17 protein-coding genes and 1 pseudogene are annotated in these 20,317 nt (G+C 57.0%); 13 read left to right on the forward strand and 5 right to left on the reverse strand.

Annotated features, from left to right (window positions below):
- The first annotated feature begins 72 nt into the window (after positions 1–72).
- Positions 73–3,219 carry a PAS domain-containing hybrid sensor histidine kinase/response regulator gene (locus GYN08_RS19520; RefSeq protein WP_235946398.1) on the forward strand — a complete coding sequence of 1,049 codons (3,147 nt, stop codon included), beginning with the start codon at positions 73–75 and terminating at the stop codon, positions 3,217–3,219.
- 19 nt (positions 3,220–3,238) lie between these two features.
- Here GYN08_RS19520 and GYN08_RS19525 read toward each other — a convergent pair whose 3' ends face one another.
- Complete coding sequence (locus tag GYN08_RS19525; protein ID WP_166277900.1) at positions 3,239–4,135, reverse strand: tetratricopeptide repeat protein; 897 nt, start codon at positions 4,133–4,135, stop codon at positions 3,239–3,241.
- A gap of 92 nt (positions 4,136–4,227) precedes the next feature.
- Entirely contained in the window at positions 4,228–5,175 is a 948-nt protein-coding gene (locus tag GYN08_RS19530; protein ID WP_166277902.1) for an ATP-binding protein, read from the reverse strand.
- Between the two features lie 152 nt (positions 5,176–5,327).
- Between GYN08_RS19530 and GYN08_RS19535 the strand changes: the two genes are divergently transcribed.
- From GYN08_RS19535 to GYN08_RS19545, 3 genes are all read left to right on the forward strand, one after another.
- A complete protein-coding gene (locus GYN08_RS19535; RefSeq protein WP_166277905.1) occupies positions 5,328–5,864 on the forward strand; it encodes a type 1 periplasmic-binding domain-containing protein in 537 nt (178 codons plus the stop codon).
- A gap of 121 nt (positions 5,865–5,985) precedes the next feature.
- Complete coding sequence (locus GYN08_RS19540; protein WP_166278033.1) at positions 5,986–6,546, forward strand: PadR family transcriptional regulator; 561 nt, start codon at positions 5,986–5,988, stop codon at positions 6,544–6,546.
- A complete protein-coding gene (locus GYN08_RS19545; protein WP_166277908.1) occupies positions 6,539–7,744 on the forward strand; it encodes an MFS transporter in 1,206 nt (401 codons plus the stop codon). The genes GYN08_RS19540 and GYN08_RS19545 overlap by 8 nt, the downstream gene beginning before the upstream one ends.
- Before the next feature lie 100 nt (positions 7,745–7,844).
- On the opposite strand, the gene GYN08_RS19550 is transcribed toward GYN08_RS19545, so the two are convergent.
- Together GYN08_RS19550 and GYN08_RS19555 are read right to left on the reverse strand one after the other, a co-directional pair.
- Positions 7,845–9,152: a glutamate-1-semialdehyde 2,1-aminomutase gene (locus tag GYN08_RS19550; RefSeq protein WP_166277911.1), complete on the reverse strand. Its 1,308-nt coding sequence runs from the start codon at positions 9,150–9,152 to the stop codon at positions 7,845–7,847.
- A gap of 176 nt (positions 9,153–9,328) precedes the next feature.
- The gene (locus tag GYN08_RS19555; RefSeq protein ID WP_166277914.1) at positions 9,329–10,417 is read right to left on the reverse strand and encodes an LCP family protein; all 1,089 of its coding nucleotides are present in this window, start codon (positions 10,415–10,417) and stop codon (positions 9,329–9,331) included.
- A 257-nt stretch (positions 10,418–10,674) separates the two neighbouring features.
- On the opposite strand from GYN08_RS19555, the gene GYN08_RS19560 reads away from it, so the two are divergent.
- The 5 genes from GYN08_RS19560 (at position 10,675) to GYN08_RS19580 (ending at position 15,158) form a co-directional block, all read left to right on the forward strand.
- Positions 10,675–11,727: an ABC transporter ATP-binding protein gene (locus GYN08_RS19560; RefSeq protein WP_166277917.1), complete on the forward strand. Its 1,053-nt coding sequence runs from the start codon at positions 10,675–10,677 to the stop codon at positions 11,725–11,727.
- Complete coding sequence (locus GYN08_RS19565) at positions 11,720–12,514, forward strand: ABC transporter permease (RefSeq protein WP_166277920.1); 795 nt, start codon at positions 11,720–11,722, stop codon at positions 12,512–12,514. Before GYN08_RS19560 ends, GYN08_RS19565 begins: the two co-directional genes overlap by 8 nt.
- 4 nt (positions 12,515–12,518) lie before the next feature.
- Entirely contained in the window at positions 12,519–13,304 is a 786-nt protein-coding gene (locus GYN08_RS19570; RefSeq protein WP_166277923.1) for an ABC transporter permease, read from the forward strand.
- 660 nt (positions 13,305–13,964) lie between these two features.
- Entirely contained in the window at positions 13,965–14,429 is a 465-nt protein-coding gene (gene bcp, locus GYN08_RS19575; RefSeq protein WP_166277926.1) for a thioredoxin-dependent thiol peroxidase, read from the forward strand.
- A 489-nt stretch (positions 14,430–14,918) separates the two neighbouring features.
- Entirely contained in the window at positions 14,919–15,158 is a 240-nt protein-coding gene (locus GYN08_RS19580; protein ID WP_166277929.1) for a hypothetical protein, read from the forward strand.
- A 365-nt stretch (positions 15,159–15,523) separates the two neighbouring features.
- Here the strand turns inward: GYN08_RS19580 and GYN08_RS19585 are convergent.
- A pseudogene (locus GYN08_RS19585) lies at positions 15,524–16,111 on the reverse strand (DedA family protein); the annotation flags it as partial.
- Positions 16,112–16,305: 194 nt separating this feature from the next.
- Between GYN08_RS19585 and guaA the strand changes: the two are divergent.
- The 4 genes from guaA to GYN08_RS19605 all read left to right on the forward strand — a co-directional run bounded on the left by guaA (position 16,306) and on the right by GYN08_RS19605 (position 20,259).
- Positions 16,306–17,844 (forward strand): glutamine-hydrolyzing GMP synthase, encoded by a 1,539-nt coding sequence (guaA, locus tag GYN08_RS19590; RefSeq protein ID WP_166277935.1) that lies wholly within the window; start codon positions 16,306–16,308, stop codon positions 17,842–17,844.
- A gap of 123 nt (positions 17,845–17,967) precedes the next feature.
- On the forward strand, positions 17,968–18,486 hold the full coding sequence (locus GYN08_RS19595) for an RDD family protein (RefSeq protein WP_166277938.1): 519 nt from the start codon (positions 17,968–17,970) through the stop codon (positions 18,484–18,486).
- Positions 18,483–18,959, forward strand: a complete 477-nt coding sequence (locus tag GYN08_RS19600; protein WP_166277941.1) for an SMI1/KNR4 family protein — start codon at positions 18,483–18,485, stop codon at positions 18,957–18,959. The genes GYN08_RS19595 and GYN08_RS19600 overlap by 4 nt, the downstream gene beginning before the upstream one ends.
- 91 nt (positions 18,960–19,050) lie before the next feature.
- Positions 19,051–20,259, forward strand: a complete 1,209-nt coding sequence (locus GYN08_RS19605; RefSeq protein ID WP_166277944.1) for a Bcr/CflA family multidrug efflux MFS transporter — start codon at positions 19,051–19,053, stop codon at positions 20,257–20,259.
- Positions 20,260–20,317 lie beyond the last annotated feature (58 nt).

Below are 20,317 nucleotides of genomic sequence, written 5' to 3' on the forward strand. Positions count from 1 at the left end.
GGGGTAATAACTAGCAAACGATCGGCAGGACACGGCATACGTTCATTATTTTTTAGCGTAAGGAGAAATCCATTGTTGGAGCAGAATCGGACAGAAACACTTAAAAAGCTCATGTCGGCGGACGGATTGTACCGTTCTTTGCTGCTCAACTATCCGGACGGAATCATCGTGCTGGATATGCAAGGCGAAATTGTAGATCTTAACCCTGCCATCATGCACATTACCGGCTTTACCGCTCAAGAGCTTACGGCCGGAGCCGCAAACAGCCGTCTGCGTCTCTCGGAAGAGTTCGGCGATTTGCGCGCGCTGTTCGCGCAGGCTGCAGCGGGGCAGCGAGTCCATACGGAATGCGAAGCCCTGCACAAAAACGGCGGACTGCTGCAGTTGGATTTGGATTTCGTTCCGCTGGAGCACGAGTCCGAGCAGCTCGGCGTCTATGTGGTCTGCCGGGACATGACGTCGGTAAAAGGAATGGAACGCAGTCTGCAGACCGCGTCCGAAAGGCACAGGCAGGCGGAAGAGAGGGCCAGAATCGTATTTTGGGAATTGAACCTGGACAGCGGGGAAATTCAATTTTCCGAGGTGCTGTACGATATACTGGGCATCGAAGATCGCACCTCCGATTTCCGGCGGGAGGATCTGCTCCGGCGGATCGTGCCGGAAGACCGCGAGCGGGTGGAGGAAACGATCAGGCGAAAAGCCGTCGGAAGCGAATACGACATGACGTACACGCTTCGAACCGATGCCGGAGAACTGAGAATCCTTCGTTCCCAAGGTAAGGTCGCCAGCAAAGGCCGACTGGTCGGGACGGTTCAAGATATTACGAAGCAGGCCGCGATGGAACAGCAGATGCGGAAAAAAGAATTGGAATTCCAACTCATCTCCGAATATTCGCTGGATTTGTTCACCCGGCAGTCCGCGGATTCGTTCTTCCTGTATTTATCGCCGGCGTGCGAGCATATTCTCGGCTACAAGCCGGAGGAGCTGGTCGGCACGAGTTCTTTCAGCGTGCTCCATCCCGAAGATGCTGAAAAAGTCGCGGCTTACCTGGACAAAGTACGCAAAGGAGATACATCGCACACCGTCGAGTTCCGCGCGCGCACCCGCAGCGGGGATTATGTATGGCTGGAGAGCGCCGCGAGCTTTACGTACGACGAGTCTACCGGCGAACCGCTGGAAATCATCGCCGTTTCGCGGGATGTCACCGAGCGCAAGCTGGCTCAGCGCCGACTCGAAGAGAGCGAGGAACGCTACAGATCGCTGTTCGAATACAATCCTTCCGGCGTGTACTCGCTGAGCCTGGAGGGCGTCTATACTTCCTGCAACGAGAGCATGGCGGCGCTTCTCGGCTGCGAAAAGAAAGATTTGATCGGGCAGTCGTACCGTACCGCGATCGAAGACGAAAATCTCAGTCGGACAAACCGGCACTTCGAAGCGGCCTGCCGCGGCATTCCGCAAAATTACGAAGCGGTCATTTACCGGGCGAACGGCGAACGGGTGGAACTCAATATTTCGAACATTCCGATTTTCGTGGAAGGGGAAATTGTCGGCGTGTACGGAATTGCCGGCGATATTACCGAGAGAAAGCGTTATATTCGGCGGATCGAACAGCTCGGCTACGAATACACGCTGATTCTGAATTCGGTGTCGGAAGGAATCTTCGGAGTCGGCACGGACGGGAAAACCATGTTTGCCAACCCCGCCGCCCTGGAACTGCTCGGTTACGAGCAGGATGAATTTATCGGGCAGGACAACCACAATTTGCTCGTTCATTCCGGAATCGGAGGGGTACCGTATGCCGTCGAAGATTGCCCGATCTGCACTACCGGACAAGACGGCATGCTCAGAGCGGTCAAGGAAGGCGTTCTCTGGAAAAAAGACGGATCGAGCAGCTTCGTCGAGTATACGGTCAATCCGATCGTCGACAAAGGCGCGGTACAGGGAACCGTCATCGTGTTCCGGGACGTGACGAACGAGCGGGAAGTGATGCGGCAAAAAGAGCTGGCCGAACGGACGGCTTCGGCGAAGTCCGATTTTCTCGCCATGATGAGCCACGAAATCCGCACGCCGATGAACGGCGTGCTGGGCATGACCGATCTGCTGCTGGATACCGGATTGACGCCGGAGCAGCGCGAATACGCCGAGATTATAAGCGGCAGCGGCCGCTCGCTGATGCGAATTCTGGACGATGTGCTGGATTTCAGCAAGATCGATGCCGGAAGGCTGTCGCTGGAGCCGGAGAGAGTGCTGCTCGCGCCGCTGGTATCGGAGGCGGCGGAGCTGTTCGAGCCGCGCGCGGAGGAAAAAGGGATTTCCCTTCAGTTGGAGATTGCGTCCGGCGTGCCGGAAGAAATCGTAACCGATCCCGTACGCCTCAGACAAGTGCTGACCAATCTGATCGGCAACGCGGTGAAGTTTACCGAACAGGGATCGATTACGGTGTCGGTTCAACCCGTCGAGGGATCGACCGACGAAGACGCGCTGCTGGAGTTCAGCGTCCGGGACACCGGCATAGGCATAGCGGAAGACAAGCGAAATCGGCTGTTCCAGTCGTTTTCCCAGCTTCATTCGGAACTGAACCGGAGATACGGAGGTACGGGACTGGGCTTGTCGATTTGCAGAAGGCTGGTCGAACTGATGGGAGGCGAAATTTGGGCCGACAGCCGGGAAGGGAAAGGCTCGGTCTTTCGCTTTACGATCCCCGGCCGAATTCCGGAAACTCCCGGGCTGCTGCCGAACGGATACGGCGAACGGCTGCCTGTCGAAGCGCTGCCGGCAGCCGGAAAGGGAGCGGCCGAGGAGCCGGAGCGTCTCGAAGAACTGCGCATTCTGATTGCCGAGGATCATCCGGTCAATCGAAGACTGCTGAAAGAGCTGCTGTTGAAGCTCGGACATACGGCGGACATGGTCGAAAACGGGATTGAAGCTTTCGAAGCCGTTGCCAAGAAGCCCTATGACCTGGTCTTTATGGATGTGCAGATGCCCGAGATGGACGGCATGACGGCTGCCAAGCTGATCCGTCAAGTGCTGCCGCCGGAATCGATTCCTTACCTTGTGGCCGTTACCGCATTCGTGCGGCCCGGCTTTGCGGAAGAATGCCTGGCCAGCGGCATGCAGGATTATATCGCGAAGCCGATCTCGGAAAGCGAGATCCGGCGCGTGCTGACCGACTCGAACGGAAGAATGCGCGAATTTTTGCGCCGCCGGCAGGTCGTCTGAACGCCGAAAAGGCGGGAGATTATTTCTCCCGCCTTTTCGGCGCGCGCCGCCAGCCGTAGACCTGGACGTGCACGAACAGCTTGCTGAGCGCAAAGCTCAGGATGTACAAAATGACGAGCAGAATGATCAGCGGCCTGAATAGGATCGAAGCGGCGACCCAGATCAGCAGCAGCTGCCACGGCTTGAATCGGCGGAGAAAGACGGGCAGCGTGAAGACGCGGTAAAACCAATAATTTTTTTGCAGCGCCTCCATGTATTCGTTGCGCGTCTGTTCGTCGTCCGGATCGAGACGGATGGCCTGCTCCATCATCGTCTTGGCCGTCTTCGGGTCGCCGCGCCGGTCCGCGGCCCAACCGAGATACAAAAACGACTGGGCGTTCTCGACGTCTTTGCGCAGCGCCGCTTCGGCGGCTTCCAGCGAAGCGGCGAAGTCCCGCTCGTTGGCGAGCACATAGCTGTAGAGCGCCTCGTACAGTCCGTTATCCGACTCGATCTTCAAAGCCTGCTCGATGCTTCGGCGCGCCCGGTCGAATTTGCCCTGCTTGTTGTGCATGTTCGCCAACAGATAATGCAGATGCGCGCGGTACGGGTTGATGCGCAGCCCTTCGTCCGCAGCTTCCTGCATCTGCGCCCACTTGCCGGTCGAATAATAAGTGACCGCGCGCAAAAACCAGCCGTCTTCATCGTCGGGATCGAGACGCAGCGCCTGATCCGTGCATGCCAATGCCTGTTCGTACTCATGCGTATGGATATAGGCCAGCGCCAGCGCATTGTAGGGCCCGGGCGTCTCCGGCTCTTCGCGCAGCCATTCGCCGGCTTCGGTCAGCGCTTCCTTATGCCTGCCCCAGTTCAGCAGGCGTTCGAACCGCTCAGCCCGAAGGCCGGGAGGAACGGAACCGTTCGTTTGCTCGCTCATCGTTCGACCTCCCGTTTCCCGCCCGGCCGTCACAGGTTGGGGGCCGCGGGCGGAACGTCTCGTTTATCGTCGTGCCGGATTTATCTCCTCGTTTAACGGATTTTGTGCTTTTTAATATATTCGAGCACTTGAGCATATTCGCCGTTGGTGTCGCTGAACGTGGCGTAATTGCGAGCCGTGGCGAACCAATCGAGCGTGGAAGGCTGACGGCTTTTCAGCACGCGGCGAAAATCGGTATCCGCCAGCGGCTGGATTTCGCCCGTTTCCATTGCCCGTTCGAGCGCAAGTTCCGTCGCATCCCGCACGAGCTGCTCCAGGTCGGCGCCGGAAAACAGGGACGTCCCTTCGGCGAGTTTGTTCACGTTGAGTCCGCCTGCCGGCTTGCCGGCGAGCTTCAAATCTAAGATCGTGCTTCGCTCTTCCGCCTCCGGCGGCGGGACGAACAGCAGGTTGTTGAATCGTCCCGGACGGCGCAGGGCGGAGTCCAGGTACCACGGGGTATTGGTGGCTCCGATGATAAACACGTTTTCGTTGAAGCTCGCCAGTCCGTCCAGTTCGATCAGAAGCTGGTTGACCAGCATACGGTCGTGGTGCTGACGCATGCCCTGGCGGCTTCCGCCCAGCGCGTCGAGTTCGTCGATGAACAGCACGCACGGCGCTTCGGCGCGAGCTTTTTCGAAAATGTCGTGCAGATTATGCTCGCTGCCTCCCACGTACATCGAAAGGATCGCCTGAAGCTCCAGATGCAGGAAAGTTGCGCTGATCTCGCCGGCGACGGCACGGGCCAGGAACGTTTTGCCGCAGCCCGGAGGTCCGTAGAGCAGCAGCGATCCGCCCGCCTGTCGCCCGTACGCCGCGAACAGCTCGGGCTGCTTGAGCGGCAGAATGAAATTCATGCGGATCTTCTTCTTGATCTCTTCGAGCCCGCCGACATCGGCGAACGTAACCGTCGGCTTTTCGCTTTCGATCAAATCTTCGGCATTTTTGTCGAACTGGATCACTTTCAGGTTTTTGCGCCGCTGCTCTTTTTCGTCGTCCATGGTTGCTCCTTTCCGCCTCCCGTTTTTCTTTATCATAACCGATAGAAGGGGCTTTTCACCAGAAACGGGGGTTCGCACAACTTTTTTGCAGGCCAAAGCGTTTATTCCATAGGAAGAAAAGGAAAATGCGCGCGTGAGGAGAAAATTCGGATATGAGAAAAAAATTGCCCGCCCTGGTCATCGTCATGCTGCTCCTGCTTGCTGCGGAAGAAATGGTGCTGGGCTTCGGCTCCTTTGCGCTGTTTTCGCCTTCGGTAAAAGCGGAAGAACCGTTGAAAACGAAAGATCATGCTTTGATGAAAGTGATCCGATCGGCGGAGCCGGAAGCGAACGGCGGAGAAGTTTCTGCGCTGCCGGAAGGGATGGACGCGAACGGGGAGTATGTCTTCCTTCCGTTGGAATTGAATATCGGCAATCGCAATCCGCTCCGGCAGATGCGAAATGTGCGTGCCGGTATTTTGCCGGAAGGCTCAGGGGAAGATGTCCGTTACGCCGGAGAGGCGGTACGGATCGATATTCCGCGCTCGGAACAGGGAAGGTACAATTTCGTGCTGACGCTGCAGCGGGAGCGCTATGAGAAGCTGCTGTCGGGCGAAGGGGAAGCAATCGTGCGGGTCGAGTGGGAACACGGTCTGCATAAAGACGTAAAGTTAGGGGATTTGTTGAATAAAGCTTCCGGCGGGGAATAATCCCGAACGCCGGAAGTTTTTTTCGGTTCTTTACAACGAGCGAAAGAGGGGGTATGATAAGCACATACTAAACGTTTAGTATTACATATTTACTAAAGGCGGTGCGGCAGCAGTGACAAGAATGATGGTATTGGGTTTGCTACAGCAGTTCGGCCCCATGTCGGGCTATGAAATTCAGCAGATGATGAATTCGGCGCAAACGGAGACATGGGCGAGCGTAAATCCCGCTTCGATCTATCACGCGCTCAAGAAGCTGCAGGGCGAAGGGAAAGTCGTGTTGGAAGCGGTCGAACAGACCGGCATGCGAACGAAGACGATTTTCAAGATTACGCTCGACGGCGAAGCGGAGTTGAGAGAGTTGATTCTGCAGGGGTTGGGACGTTCCGCTCTGGCGTTTCCGACCGAATTTTACACGGCGCTTACTTTTGCCAATCAGCTGGGCAAATCCGAAATTTTGGGCAAACTCGACGAGCAGGAACAGGAAGTGCGCCGTCTGTATGCGGACATGAAGTCGGGCAGCGAACAGAAAAAGGCCGCCTTCCCCGATGCGCCTCTTCCCTGGCAGGTCGAAGCGATCTTCGAGCATATTTACGAACAATGCGAACTGCAGCTGAGAACGCTGGATCGCATTCGGCGCATTCTCGGCGGCGAAGCCGGATCGGAGGGGGATCGCCGTGGGTGAAAAACTTGGAGGGTCCGCGCTTCGCGAAACGGGAAAAGGGAGCAATCCTTCCGCCGTATTATGGGTAGTCGGCATCGCAATCTTTGTGGATATGTTGATTTACGGACTTATCGTGCCGATTCTGCCGGTCTATGCGGAGGAACTCGGGGCTTCCGAATCGATGATCGGCGCGCTGTTCGCCAGTTATGCCATCGCCCTGTTCGCGGCTACGCCGTTTTGGGGGATGCTGTCCGATCGCATCGGCCGCAAAAAGCCTCTGCTCTGGGGGCTGCTGGGACTCGCTGCCGCCACGCTTCTGTTCGCCTTCGCCGAGTCGTTCGCCTGGCTCGTCGCGGCGAGAGTGCTGCAGGGAATTTCCGCGGCGGCAACCTGGACGGCGGGCTTGGCGCTGATTGCCGAACATTATTCGCCGGAAACGCGAGGCCGGGCGATGGGGCTTGCCTTGTCGGGCCAGGCCGCCGGTACTCTGCTTGGGCCGACCGTCGGAGGCTGGCTGTATGAGCTGGGCGGTTATACGCTTCCTTTCCTCTGCGCGGCCGGACTCGCCCTGCTGGACGGCATTCTGCGCGTAGTGCTGCTGCGCCGGACGGAAGAGCGACGCCTCGTTGAAAAAGAAAAAGGTTCCGTATGGGCGCTGCTGCGCCACCCCGCTCTTCTGGTGACGGGGGGAGCCATTGCGATCGGCGCGGCGGTGCCTACGGTGCTCGAACCGACGCTGCCTCTGCATCTCCATGAAAGCTTGGGCGCTTCGCCCGGCACCGTGGGCCTGCTCTTTGCCGTACCGACGTTGGCCTATGGCCTTGTCGCGCCGATTATCGGCACCTTATCCGCCCGCTGGGGACACAGCCGAACCATCGCCGCGGGGCTTCTGGTCACGGCGCTTGCCCTGCCGCTCAATGCGGCTGTCGACGGAGTTTGGCAGCAGGCGGCGGCATTGGCTTTGCTTGGCGCAGGCATGGGAACCGTGCTGACGCCGACGCTGCCTCGGTTGGCGCTGCTGGCCGAGCGCCACGGGAACGCTTCTTACGGCGCGACCTTCGCCGTCTATAATACAGCCTATTCGGCCGGCATGATGGTCGGCCCGCTGCTCGGCGGGGTGCTGATGCAGGGCTTCGGGCTGCTGACGGCTTATTCGGTTTTCGGCGCCGTCTCGCTTTTATACATTACCGCTTTTATTCTTAACAGAAAAAAAGCCTGATATGACGAAGAGACCTTCCCTAGCGGGGAAAGGTCTCTTCGTCTGCTGCTTTTCATTTTTTTGTTCAGGCGGAACGTTCCCGCTATAACCGAACGGACGCCTAGCGCATTTCCTTCAGCGCGGCGTCGGCCGCTTCCAAAGTGCGGTCGATATCTTCGTCCGTATGCGCGGTCGTCAGGAACCAGGCTTCGTATTTCGACGGAGCCAGGCAGACGCCCCGATTCAGCATGCCGCGGAAGAAAGCGGCGAACGATTCGCCGTCGGTGTCCTGCGCCTGGTCGTAGTTCGTGACCGGGTGATCGCAGAAGTGCGTCGAGAACGCGCCGCGGATGCGATTGATCGTCATCGGCACGCCGTGACGTTTTGCCGATTCGGCGATGCCGTCCGTCAGGCGGATCGCCAGGCGTTCCATCTCTTCGTACACGCCTTCGCCCTGCAGCACTTCCAGGCAGGCGATACCGGCCGAGATCGAAGCCGGGTTCCCCGCCATCGTACCGGCCTGGTATGCTGGGCCGAGCGGAGCGACCTGCTCCATGATATGCTTGCGGCCGCCGTAGGCGCCGATCGGCAGCCCTCCTCCCAGAATCTTGCCCAGCGCCGTCAGGTCCGGAGTAATCGCGTCATGGTTGTCCAGGCCGGCATAAGTCTGCGCCGAGCCGTAATGGAAGCGGAACGCGGTGATGACCTCGTCGTAAATGACGAGGGCGCCGTGCTCGTGGGCCAGTCTGCACAGGCCTTCGAGGAAGCCTTTCTCCGGCATGACCATGCCGAAGTTGCCGACGATCGGCTCGACCATGACGGCCGCGATCTGGCCTTCCCAGCGGCTCAGCGCCTGTTCCAGCCCTTCGAGGTCGTTGAACGGTACCGTGATGACTTCCTGCGCGATGCTGGCCGGCACGCCGGCGCTGTCCGGAGTGCCCAGCGTGGAAGGGCCCGAGCCGGCGGCCACGAGCACAAGGTCGGAGTGGCCGTGGTAGCAGCCCGCGAACTTGATGATCTTCGACCGGCCGGTATAAGCGCGTGCGACGCGGATCGTCGACATGACGGCCTCGGTGCCGGAGTTGACGAAGCGGACTTTGTCCAGCGACGGAATGGCATCCTTCAGCATCTTGGCGAGTTTGATCTCAAGCTCGGTCGGCGTGCCGTAAAGGGTGCCGTTCTGCGCCGCTCTCAGAATCGCTTCGGTGATATGAGGATGCGCATGTCCCGTAATGATCGGGCCGTAAGCGGCCAGGTAATCGATATATTCGTTGCCGTCGACGTCCCAGAAGCGGGAACCCTGGCCCTTCTGCATGAAAACGGGGGCGCCGCCGCCCACCGCCTTGAACGAGCGGGACGGGCTGTTGACGCCGCCGACGATATGTTCAAGCGCTTCGGCGTATAGTCTTTCGGAATTTGGACGATTCATGATTCACGATCCTTTCGATATATGGTGTACGACGCGCAGGTCGGCCAACGTTAAAGAGCGCCCCGTCAAGGGCGCTCTTTAAGCGTAACGAATTTTTTGCCCCGCGTACAGGGACGATTTTGTGTTAAGATTCGGCTGACGGCATCGGTGCGCGCGGAAGCGGGGCTGCGCGCGGTTTACTGCCGGCCTTCGGCGTCCGTTCCGAGCGCTTCGGTCTTCACGGCGGAAGGAACCGGAAGCGACGACACCGGAGCCTTTTCGAGGTCCTTCGACGAATCGGCGGCGTCGGAATTTTCATTCTCGTTATCGGAGCCGTTCAGGGTGTCCTGAATAAAGGCTTTCAATTTTTCTTCGCTGCTTACGGTCAGAACGGCTGCTCCGCCGATATTTTCTTCGCGCAGCAGTTCGTTCGGCGGGATTTGCTCGCTGCCGCCCATACTGCTGTCGTAGGCGACGGTCGCCAGCTTCCACATGTCGCCGACGCTCAAATTCGTATCGATGTACGGGCTGACTTGTTCCAGGATGTTCGGCAGGTTCATGATCGACGTCGAGGATTTGAGCTTGTCCGCGATCGCCTGCAGGAATTCGCGCTGACGCCCCGTACGGCTGAAGTCGGACAGTTGATCGTGACGGAAACGGACATATTGAAGCGCGGTCGTGCCGTCCAGATGCTGCCGGCCTTCCTTCAGGTCGATGTCGTACAGATGCTCATCGGCCGCACTGACGTAATGCATATCTTTTTCCACGTAAAAATCGACTCCGCCGACGGCGTCCACCAGTTTGATGAAGCCTTGGAAGTCGGTATATACATAATACTGGATCGGGATGCCGAGCAGATCGGAAACGGTCTGCATGGCGGTGTTCGGTCCGTGGGTAATGGCGGCGTTGATTCGCTGTTTGCCATGGTCCGGGATATCGGTGTAGGTGTCGCGCATGATGGAGAACAGGTTGATCGTTTTGCGGGTCGGATCGATCGAGGCGACGATCATGGAGTCCGAGCGCGGAATTTCGCCTTCCTTGACGCCGCGGGCGTCCACGCCCATCAGGAGAATGTTGACCGGCTCGCTGCCCTCCCATTTCGGAGGTTCCTGCACAGTGGTCGTCTCGGTCACGGGGAGATTTCGGAAAGGAGAGCTTTCCCCTACTTTTTGCAGGCCGGACACCTGATTGTAGAGGCTTGTAAAGTAAAAGACCGCATAACCGGCCGCCGCCGTCAAGACGAGGCAAATCGTCCAAATCAGGGTCTTTTTTTGCCTTTTCGTCATTCGTTTTCTTCCTTTCGTTCTGGAGGGAATACGCGCGAAACAGATTGCCTTCGTGATATCCCTACATTATAATTTTTTTCGGAGCGGCAGGCAATCGCCGTTTCCGATCGCATCCGCGCATAAGGAAACCGCCGGTAGGGCAAGGATCGGCGTCTTACACGCAGAATACCCCCTTATTTTCATCATGAACCGCGCGAGAGCGCCGTTCAGGCAAAATAACGCCATCCGACGCGAACGGATCAGAGAAAGGAACTTACATGAACGCCATCGAAGTGGAGCACCTCAGCAAGGTTTTCAAAGTCCAGAAAAACCGCGGCGGCCTGAAGGGCGCGCTGCAGGATCTGTTCTCCCGGCAGTACAACGAAGTCGCGGCGGTCAACGACATCTCGTTCTCCATCCCCGCGGGCGAAATCTGCGGGTATATCGGCGAGAACGGCGCGGGCAAGTCGACGACGATCAAGATGCTGACCGGCATTCTCGTTCCGACTTCCGGAAGGCTGAACGTGGGCGGCTACGTGCCGCACGAAGAGCGCGAGAAGTTCGTCCGCAACATCGGCGTCGTGTTCGGCCAGCGCAGCCAGCTCTGGTGGGACATCGGCGTGATCGAATCGTTCGGCCTGCTGCGCAAAGTGTACGGAGTGCCGGAGAACGATTATAAAAAGCGGCTGGACGAGCTGGTGCAGCGCCTCGATCTGGGCGAGCTGCTCAGCCGTCCCGTGCGCAAGCTCAGCCTCGGGCAGCGCATGCGCTGCGAGCTGGTCGCCGCGCTGCTGCACAATCCGTCGATCGTATTTTTGGACGAGCCGACCATCGGCCTCGATATCATCGTGAAGACGGAGATCCGGGAGTTCCTCAAAGACATGAACCGCCAGCACGGCACGACCATTCTGCTGACCACGCACGACCTGCAGGATATCGAAGCGCTCTGTTCGCGGGTCATTATGCTCGACGAAGGGCGCGTCATTTACGACGGCGGGCTCGATACGCTCAAGACCCGCTGGGGCCAGGGGACTCGCGTCACGTTCCAGTTCGGCACGGCTTGTCCGCTGGCGCGGCTGCGCGCGTTGACCGAAGGAGTGGACATAAGCTGGACCGCCGACAACGACCTGCATGCCGAAGCGCTGGTGCCGGGCGGGCTGAACGTGTCGGACGTGCTGGCGCGGGTCGTCGGCCAGACGGATATCCCGATCACGGACATCAAAATCACCGAGACGACGACCGACGAGATCGTGCGCCAAATTTACCGGACCGGTTCGGCGGCGGCCGATCCCGGCACTGGGACGGAAAGCGGGCGGAATTCCCATGCTTAGCGCCTACACCGATTTTATCCGCATCCGTTTCCTGACCATGCTCGCGTACCGGGTCAATTACTACTCGGGCATCTTGATTTACATGCTGAATATCGGCGTCTACTACTTTACCTGGCAGGCCATTTACGGCGACAGGGGAGAGATCGGCGGCTTCACGGCATCCCAGATGACGACGTATATCGCGGTGTCGTGGATGGCGCGCGCTTTTTACTTCAACAATCTGGACCGCGAGATCGCGAACGATATCCGCGACGGTTCCATCGCCATTCAGTTTATTCGACCGTACAACTATTTGTTCGTCAAAATGATGCAGGGCTTCGGCGAGGGACTGTTCCGCTTCACTCTGTTCATGATTCCCGGCATGCTGCTCGCGCTGCTGCTGTTCCCGGTCCGCCTGCCGAGCGACCCGGCCGCCTGGATCGGTTTTCTGGTCATGCTGTTTTTCAGCTTCCTCATCAACTCGCAGCTCAATATCCTGACGGGACTGATGGCGTTTTTCGTGGAAAACAACGAGGGCATGATGCGGATGAAGCGGGTTATCGTCGATCTGTTCTCCGGACTCGTCATTCCGATCAGCCTGTTCCCGGGATGGCTGAGCTCGATCATGCAGTGGCTGCCTTTTCAGGCGATTACTTATCTGCCGGGTTCCGTATTTACGGGGCGCACGCAGGGGACGGGCATTCTCGAAGTTTTCGGCATCCAGCTGATCTGGTTCTTCGGCCTGCTGATCCCGATCTTCTTCATGTGGCGGGCGGCGCGCAAGCGGCTGTTCGTGCAGGGGGGGTGAGAAGATGTACTATATCGGCTTGGTATTCGAATATCTCAAAAACTATATGAAAACGAGACTGACCTACCGCGCGGACTTCTGGGTCGAAGTGATCTCCGACCTGCTGATGCAGGCGAGCAACCTGATCTTCATCTTCGTCGTATTCGGCCACACGAATTCGCTCGGCGGCTGGAGCGAGGCGGAAGTCGTCTTCGTTTACGGATTCTTCATGGTGCCGTTCGGGCTGTTCAGCTGCTTCGTCAATCTGTGGAATTTCAGCGACCGCTATATCGTCAAAGGCGAGATGGACCGCATTCTGACCCGCCCGGCGTACAATCTGTTTCAGATTTTCCTGGAAAACATCGATCCGCCGGGATTGATCGGTTCGCTGATCGGCCTTGTCATCATGATCATCAGCGGCGGCCAATTGGGACTCGAGCTGCTCTGGTGGCACATTCCGGTGCTGCTGCTGTTCTCGATCAGCGCCATGCTGATTTACAGCGGCATCTACATTACGCTGACGTCGCTGTCGTTCTACTCGGATTCGCCGACCGGCATTATCCCGCTGCTGTACAATATCCAAAACTACGGACGGTATCCGGTCACGATCTACAACCGCGCGATCCAGTTCCTGCTGACCTGGATTCTGCCTTTCGCGTTCGTCGGCGTGTATCCCGCGTCGCTGTTCCTCGGCCGGGAAGAAATGCTGCATATGGCATGGTTGACGCCGGTCATGGCCGCGGTGTTCCTGACGATCGGGCTGGTCAGTTGGAACGTGGGCGTGAAAAGGTACCGCGGGGCAGGGTCGTAATATGAGGGAGGCGATCGGGGAGGCGCTCCGGGGAAGGGGGGCCTTACGATCGCTGTTTCGGTTTGATTTCTTCGATTTTATTTTTATAGGGGTGAAATCAAACCTCAAAGGCGAACACTCCGTTTCTCCAGCCTCCCCCTCCCCCTCCGCTCACGCCCTGCTCGGCGGTGGGAGAGAAAAGGGCGAAGCGCTTTTCGAGGCTGCGCTTTCGATCGCTGTTGAAGGTCCAAAACGGGTGCAGCAAAAGCCAGGCTCTGGCTTTGACTCGGACGTCGGCGGTTCGGGGGGCCGAACCGCCGACGTTAAGAGAAAGAAGAGACCAAGACAAGGGCGTAAAAAGAGATTAAATAACCAAGGCGCAGGCAGCGCCGAGAGGAGCCGGCTAAATAAGCCGGCTCCTCTCTCGCCTTCGGCGAGTTTTCTTTGTAAAATGTTTTTATGCGCCGCAGTAAGCGGAGGAGAAAGGGAGCCTGAAGAAGCTAAAGCCTTTCTGGAGGAAAGGCACATCGGAAGCATAAGCTAGCGCTCGCCTTTGAGATTCGACTTCCACCTTATAAAATATAATCAAGGAAGAAATCGAATCGGAACAGCGATCGTAAGGCCCCTTTCTCCGGAGCGGCACCCCACATTTTCCAAACCGAAAAGGAGCGATTCATTTTTATGGTAGAAATCGGACAACAAGTCCCGGAATTCAGCCTGCCGGCCGTCGGCGGGGAAGAGATCAAGCTCAGCGATTATCGCGGCAAGAAGCTCGTCATCTACTTTTATCCGAAAGACATGACGCCGGGCTGCACGCAGCAGGCCTGCGATTTCCGCGATTCCGAAAGCTATTTCACGACGAAAAACGCGGCGGTGATCGGCATCAGCGCGGACGACGTCAAATCGCACGAGAAATTCGGCGCCAAATACGATCTGCCGTTCCCTCTGCTGTCGGATACGGAACACCAAGTAAGCGACCTGTTCGGCGTATGGCAGCTTAAAAAGAATTTCGGCAAAGAATACGAGGGCATCGTGCGCTCGACCTTCCTGCTGGACGAAGAAGGGCGCCTGATTCGGGAATGGCGCAAGGTCAAAGTGGAAGGCCACGTCGACGAAGTGCTCCAAGCAGTCGACGCTTCTAAATAAATCGACCAGTTATCAATTTTCTGATTTTAATTTTATCCAAATCAAGTAATAAAGTAATAAATAGAAGAACGAAGACTTATTCGAACAGAACGTACAAATTCATTTGCTTGGCCCTTTTATATCCAAAGTTTGAAATATCTTTGTCGTATTTTCAGATTTTTTAATGAAATATGGGAAAAATCGTTTGAGAAAAATCGGAAAAACGTTTAAATTTATGTTAGGAAATGAAAATACCAATGGTTTTCAAGATTATATTCTGGATAGGGGGGAATTCATACGAATAAGCCGAACGGCCGGGGATTCCGATTTCCGGGAGGAACAAGGAAGAGCCGTTCGCATAAGCCCGAGGATGGGCGGATTCTGCCGTATTCGGGATTGCCGCGCATCACTGTCGTCCATAAGTGAATATGCGCTGCAAGCGGTCCGACAACTGGCGAGGGGCCCGTTGGCCGGAACTTGAACGATTTTTTGGGGAGAGGGGAATTTGTCATGCAAATCATTCCAGCATGGGTGAAAGTGGATCACAATTCTTACAACGCGAAACTTCGGGGAATCTATAAAAATGTACGGGAAAACGATATTACGGCGGCTTGCGAACAGGCAAAACGTCTGTACATGGATTTGCTTGAAGACTTGGAGATTCGAGGAATCGAAGCTCCTGCGCAGGATGCTGCAATTCTGGCGGAACAGCCGGAGCGTCAGCACGAAGCGGCCGGAGTCGGCGTCTGAATCGGCAGATTCGGTCTTGGGTCAGGGGGGCCCCGGACTGCTTAAAAACCCGGATCATTGCGATCCGGGTTTTTTTGCGTGCGTTTGATTCGTTTTCGGCCCCTATGCCCTATGCATTATCGAGACTTCGGGCGGGATTTTAGCACAATCTTTGAAGGAAAACGTCCCGGGCGGATCCGCACAATGCGGACATGCTTGAGCTCTGAGCGGAAGTGCGCCGAGGGAGCGTTCCGGAACCGGCTTCGCGCCAGCGCCTGCTGCGGCCGTCCGGCATCCCGCCGCGCTTCTCCCTCGGCGCGAGGGAGGGGACTGCGCCGTCCGCGGCCGCTCCATAACCGGGATAGCGCCGCGAACACGGAAGCCGTCCACGCCCGGTATTTGTAAATGAGGAAAACGAACAGCAGCAGGGCAAGCACGGATACGATCCAGACGGCATATCGCTCGGCCAGGTGGAACGCGACCGACCACTGGGGGCCGAATATTTTGCCGATGCCGAGGAACAGCAGCGTCCAGAACAGCGCGCCCGTGAAAGCGTAAGCGGCGAATTTTTTGAACCCGATATTCATGATTCCCGCCAGGTAGCCGGTAAAGTGCCGTACGCCCGGAATAAAGTAGCCGAAGAAGATCAAGGCGGGACCGTACTTCGCGAAAAAAGCCTGCGTTTTGAGCAGCTTGCTTTCCTTGAAGAACCAACCGCCGAAGCGGCGCAGAAAAGGCAGACCCGCTTTTTTGCCGATAAAATACGTAATGCTCATGCCGATCGTGGTGCCGAGAAAGGCGACGAGCAGCAGCAGATCGAATCGGAGCGAGCCTTTGTAGGACAGATAGCCGGCGTAAGCCATCGTCGTTTCCCCGGGAAACGGCAGGGCGATGAACTCCAGGAACAGGCCCAAAAACATGACCAGATATCCGTACTGCTCGAACAGCTGCTGAACCATTTTGAATATTTCCATAGCGCTTCGAACTCCTTTGGACAATGAATGCGGCGGACGTTTTCCTTGATTTTACGATATTTGGGACGGAAAAATCCATCTTCGCGGGGCGGACTCTGCCGGCTTGCCGAATAAGGTGCCGGAATCGCCTTTTTTTCTTGCGGTATGTGGGGGGCATCGGTATAATTAGCGACAGTAATTAAGGGAGGCGTGACATGAATAAACCGAACGAACTCATCGTCGTACTCGACTTTGGGGGACAGTATAACCAACTGATTGCCAGAAGAATTCGCGATTTGGGCGTATTCAGCGAGCTAATGCCGTACAATACCCCGGTCGAGCGCATTCGCGAACTGAATCCTGCGGGTATCGTCTTCTCGGGCGGACCGCTGAGCGTATACGAAGAAGGAGCCCCGCACGTCGATCCGGCCATTTACGATCTGGGGCTGCCGATCTTCGGCATCTGCTACGGCATGCAGCTGATGGCGCAGCAGCTCGGCGGCAAAGTCGAGCGCGCCGGCAAGCGCGAATACGGCAAGGCGGACGTCGACTTCCTGCACAACAGCATCCTGACGAAAGGTCTCGACAGCAAGCAGACGGTCTGGATGAGCCACGGCGACCACGTCGTGACGCTGCCGGAAGGTTTCGTGCTGGAAGCGGGCACGGAATCCGCTCCGATCGCGGCCATGAGTCATCCGGAACGCAATCTGCATGCGGTGCAGTTCCACCCGGAAGTGCGCCACTCCGTATACGGCAACGAGATGATCAAGAACTTCCTCTACGAAGTCTGCAAATGCAGCGGCGAATGGACGATGGAATCGTTTATCGAGGAAGCCATTCAGGATATCCGGGGTAAAGTCGGCGACAAAAAGGTGCTGTGCGCGCTGAGCGGCGGCGTCGATTCGTCCGTCGTGGCGATGCTGATCCACAAAGCGATCGGCGATCAGCTGACCTGCATGTTCATCGACCACGGACTGCTGCGCAAAGGCGAAGCGGAAAGCGTCATGGAGACGTTCGTCGGCAAGTTCGATATCAACGTAATCAAGATCGACGCGCAGGAACGCTTCCTGAGCAAGCTCGCGGGCGTCGACGATCCGGAACAGAAACGCAAAATCATCGGCAACGAATTCATCTACTGCTTCGACGAAGAATCGGCCAAGCTCGGCGACTTCGGCTTCCTGGCGCAGGGTACGCTGTACACGGACATCGTGGAGAGCGGCACGGCGACGGCGCAGACGATCAAATCCCATCACAACGTGGGCGGTCTGCCGGAAGACATGAAGTTCCAGCTGATCGAGCCGCTGAACACGCTGTTCAAGGACGAAGTCCGCAAAGTCGGCGAAGAACTGGGCCTGCCGCACGCGATCGTATGGCGTCAGCCTTTCCCGGGTCCGGGTCTCGCGATCCGCGTTCTCGGCGAAGTGACGGAAGAGAAGCTGACCATCGTCCGCGACTCCGACCTGATCCTGCGCGAAGAGATCGCCAAAGCCGGTCTCGAGAGCGAGATTTGGCAGTACTTCACGGCGCTGCCGAACATGAAGAGCGTCGGCGTCATGGGCGACGCGCGCACGTATTCGTACACGGTAGGCATCCGCGCGGTCACTTCGATCGACGGCATGACCGCCGACTGGGCGCGCATCCCGTGGGACGTGCTGGAGAAAATCTCGGTCCGTATCGTCAACGAAGTGGATAACGTCAACCGCGTCGTGTACGACGTGACGTCGAAACCGCCGGCAACGATCGAGTGGGAATAGTCCATTAATCGAATAGTTACGAGGAAGTCCGATCTTCATTGCTCCGAATCCCTGTCAAGGTTAAGCTTGACAGGGATTTATTTAATTTCGCGGTCATCGAAAAAAGCGAAGGAGGAATGATTCATGTTTGAAAACAATTCGGTCTCCTGGAAAAAGCGGGTCCGCGAGCTGCTGGTCGATTATCTCGTCGTCTCGATCTATCTGCTTGTTCTGCTGGGAGCGGCGCTGGGACTTTATTATGCGATCTTTCAAGGGATTCCGATCTTTACCCAAACCCAGTCCCAATGGATCGCATCGCTGACTTCGGTTATTCCGATTGTTCTGATCTTTGCGGTTCTGGACCATAACGGAGGCAGCATCGGCAAACGCAAAGCGGGACTGACACTGCACCGTACCCGGAAGAACTTCGGCGCAAGTCTTCTGCGTAACGTGATCAAGTTCCTGCCTTGGCAGTTGGGACATATCGGCACGATCCGCGGCGTGTACCTCGGTTACGACGGCATATCTATGATGTATACAGCCTTCAGCTTGATTCTGGCGCTTGTTTTGTTGATCATGGGATTCGCGAGAAAAGATAAACGGCATTTGGGCGACCTGCTTGCGGGAACGCAGGTGCAGGTGCGAAAGGAGGGAAAAGCATGAAGATGCAAGAAATCGAATCTTTGCTGACAGAGGCGTATGAATTATGGGAACATGAGCGGGCCGAACCGGAATCGGAAGAGCGGCTGGCCGCGTTCGAAGAGAGCCGCGGCATCCGCCTGCCCGGCGAATACCGGGAGCTTCTGGCGCGGTTCGGTCCGCTGCATTTTGCCGAACCCACGATCCACGGACTCCAAGAGCAGGAGTGGGCGTACCCGGCGGGCACGAAGCTGATCGCGGAATACCGCAGTCAGGGCGCGATCGAGCGGGATACGGAGCTGCTGCCGATCGGAAGCTTCGGCGACGGCGATCTGCTCGTGCTGCAGCCGGGCGGCAGCGTGTATCGACTCGATCACGACGGATACGACGAATCCCCGCTGGAAGCGATCGCCGACGATCTCCCGACGCTGCTGGGCGAGCTGGCGAAGTTTGTTCTGGAGACGTATCGAGCTATGCAGGAACAAAATAAAGTTTAAAATCAAAAATAAATAAGGTGCATTTAGTAACCGCGGTCCTGTATAATCTGGAATCAGATCAGATGAAGAGGGGCTGGAGAGTTACATTATTATGGATAAACATACAAGCAAAAATAGTCGATGGAGCGTCATCGGTCTCGCTCTATTGTTAGGCGTGTTTTCGACGTTAGGGCCTTTTACGATCGATATGTATCTGCCCGCGTTCCCTCAAATCGCAAAAGACTTCGAAACGAACGCCTCATTGGTTCAAATCAGTTTGACGGCTTGCCTGCTCGGACTCGGCATCGGCCAACTTGTCGTAGGGCCTTTAAGCGACGCTTACGGCAGACGCAGACCTCTGCTGATCGGCATCATTGCTTACGTGATCGTTTCGTTGGCATGCGCGTATTCGCCCAATATCGGCACGTTGATCGTATTCCGATTCGCTCAAGGCTTTGCGGCTTCGGCGGGAATCGTCATTTCCCGAGCGATCGCCCGGGACCTGTACAGCGGGCATGAACTGACCAAATTCTTCTCCCTGCTGCTGCTCGTCGGCAACCTGGGACCGTTGGCCGCTCCGATTGCCGGAAGCGGAGTGCTTAAATTCACGACATGGCCGGGCGTATTTCTTTCCCTGTCGATTCTCGGCGTTTTCCTGTACCTGATGACGCAGTTTCGTTTGAAGGAAAGCCATCCTCCCGAGCGGCGCGTATCGCCGAATTTCAAGTCCCAGCTTCGCAACTACGGCTTGATGCTGCGCGATCGGAAGTTCGTGGGCTACATGTTGGCGCAGGGCATCCTGACGGGAGGCGTATTCGCGTACGTGGCCGCCACGCCTTTCGTTTATCAAAATATTTACGGCGTTTCGCCGACGATGTTCTCCGTGTTGTTTGCATCCAACGGAATCAGCTTGATGATCGGTTCCCAAATCGTCGGGCGGATCTCGCATCGGGTTCCGGAGCAGAAGCTTATGGTCGTCGGCTTATGGATGGCTTTGCTGTCAAGCATCGTCGTGGTAGGGGTTACGATCGTCGAAGGACCGCTGTTTGCTTTGGTCATTCCTTTGTTTTTCTTCGTCTGTTCGATCAGCATCACCTCTACGGCGGCCTTCCCGCTTGCCATGGAGAGCCAGTCCAAAAATGCGGGAAGCGCGGCGGCGCTGCTCGGCCTTGTGCCGTTCGTGCTGGGAGGGCTGGTCGCGCCTATAGTCGGGGTTGCGGGCGAAGACACGGCCGTTCCGCTCGGCCTTACCCTGATGGGTACGAGCCTTATCGCGCTTTTCGCTTACTTCATGCTTGTGCGAAAAGCGGAATCGGTATAGAGAATTGCCGTAAAATGAATCTGAAAAAGGACAGCTGCGCACTTAGGCGGCTGTTCTT

This window comes from Saccharibacillus alkalitolerans (genome assembly GCF_011090185.1).
Taxonomy (GTDB): domain Bacteria; phylum Bacillota; class Bacilli; order Paenibacillales; family Paenibacillaceae; genus Saccharibacillus; species Saccharibacillus alkalitolerans.

Excerpts from the sequence above, each read along its gene's own strand:
- GYN08_RS19605 (WP_166277944.1), top strand. The coding sequence starts at position 19,051 with ATGGATAAACATACAAGCAAAAATAGTCGATGGAGCGTCATCGGTCTC.
- GYN08_RS19580 (WP_166277929.1), top strand. The coding sequence starts at position 14,919 with ATGCAAATCATTCCAGCATGGGTGAAAGTGGATCACAATTCTTACAAC.
- GYN08_RS19595 (WP_166277938.1), top strand. The coding sequence starts at position 17,968 with ATGTTTGAAAACAATTCGGTCTCCTGGAAAAAGCGGGTCCGCGAGCTG.
- GYN08_RS19560 (WP_166277917.1), top strand. The coding sequence starts at position 10,675 with ATGAACGCCATCGAAGTGGAGCACCTCAGCAAGGTTTTCAAAGTCCAG.
- GYN08_RS19540 (WP_166278033.1), top strand. The coding sequence starts at position 5,986 with ATGATGGTATTGGGTTTGCTACAGCAGTTCGGCCCCATGTCGGGCTAT.
- GYN08_RS19565 (WP_166277920.1), top strand. The coding sequence starts at position 11,720 with ATGCTTAGCGCCTACACCGATTTTATCCGCATCCGTTTCCTGACCATG.
- guaA (WP_166277935.1), top strand. The coding sequence starts at position 16,306 with ATGAATAAACCGAACGAACTCATCGTCGTACTCGACTTTGGGGGACAG.
- GYN08_RS19535 (WP_166277905.1), top strand. The coding sequence starts at position 5,328 with ATGAGAAAAAAATTGCCCGCCCTGGTCATCGTCATGCTGCTCCTGCTT.
- GYN08_RS19555 (WP_166277914.1), bottom strand. The coding sequence starts at position 10,417 with ATGACGAAAAGGCAAAAAAAGACCCTGATTTGGACGATTTGCCTCGTC.
- GYN08_RS19550 (WP_166277911.1), bottom strand. The coding sequence starts at position 9,152 with ATGAATCGTCCAAATTCCGAAAGACTATACGCCGAAGCGCTTGAACAT.
- bcp (WP_166277926.1), top strand. The coding sequence starts at position 13,965 with ATGGTAGAAATCGGACAACAAGTCCCGGAATTCAGCCTGCCGGCCGTC.
- GYN08_RS19530 (WP_166277902.1), bottom strand. The coding sequence starts at position 5,175 with ATGGACGACGAAAAAGAGCAGCGGCGCAAAAACCTGAAAGTGATCCAG.
- GYN08_RS19600 (WP_166277941.1), top strand. The coding sequence starts at position 18,483 with ATGAAGATGCAAGAAATCGAATCTTTGCTGACAGAGGCGTATGAATTA.
- GYN08_RS19570 (WP_166277923.1), top strand. The coding sequence starts at position 12,519 with ATGTACTATATCGGCTTGGTATTCGAATATCTCAAAAACTATATGAAA.
- GYN08_RS19525 (WP_166277900.1), bottom strand. The coding sequence starts at position 4,135 with ATGAGCGAGCAAACGAACGGTTCCGTTCCTCCCGGCCTTCGGGCTGAG.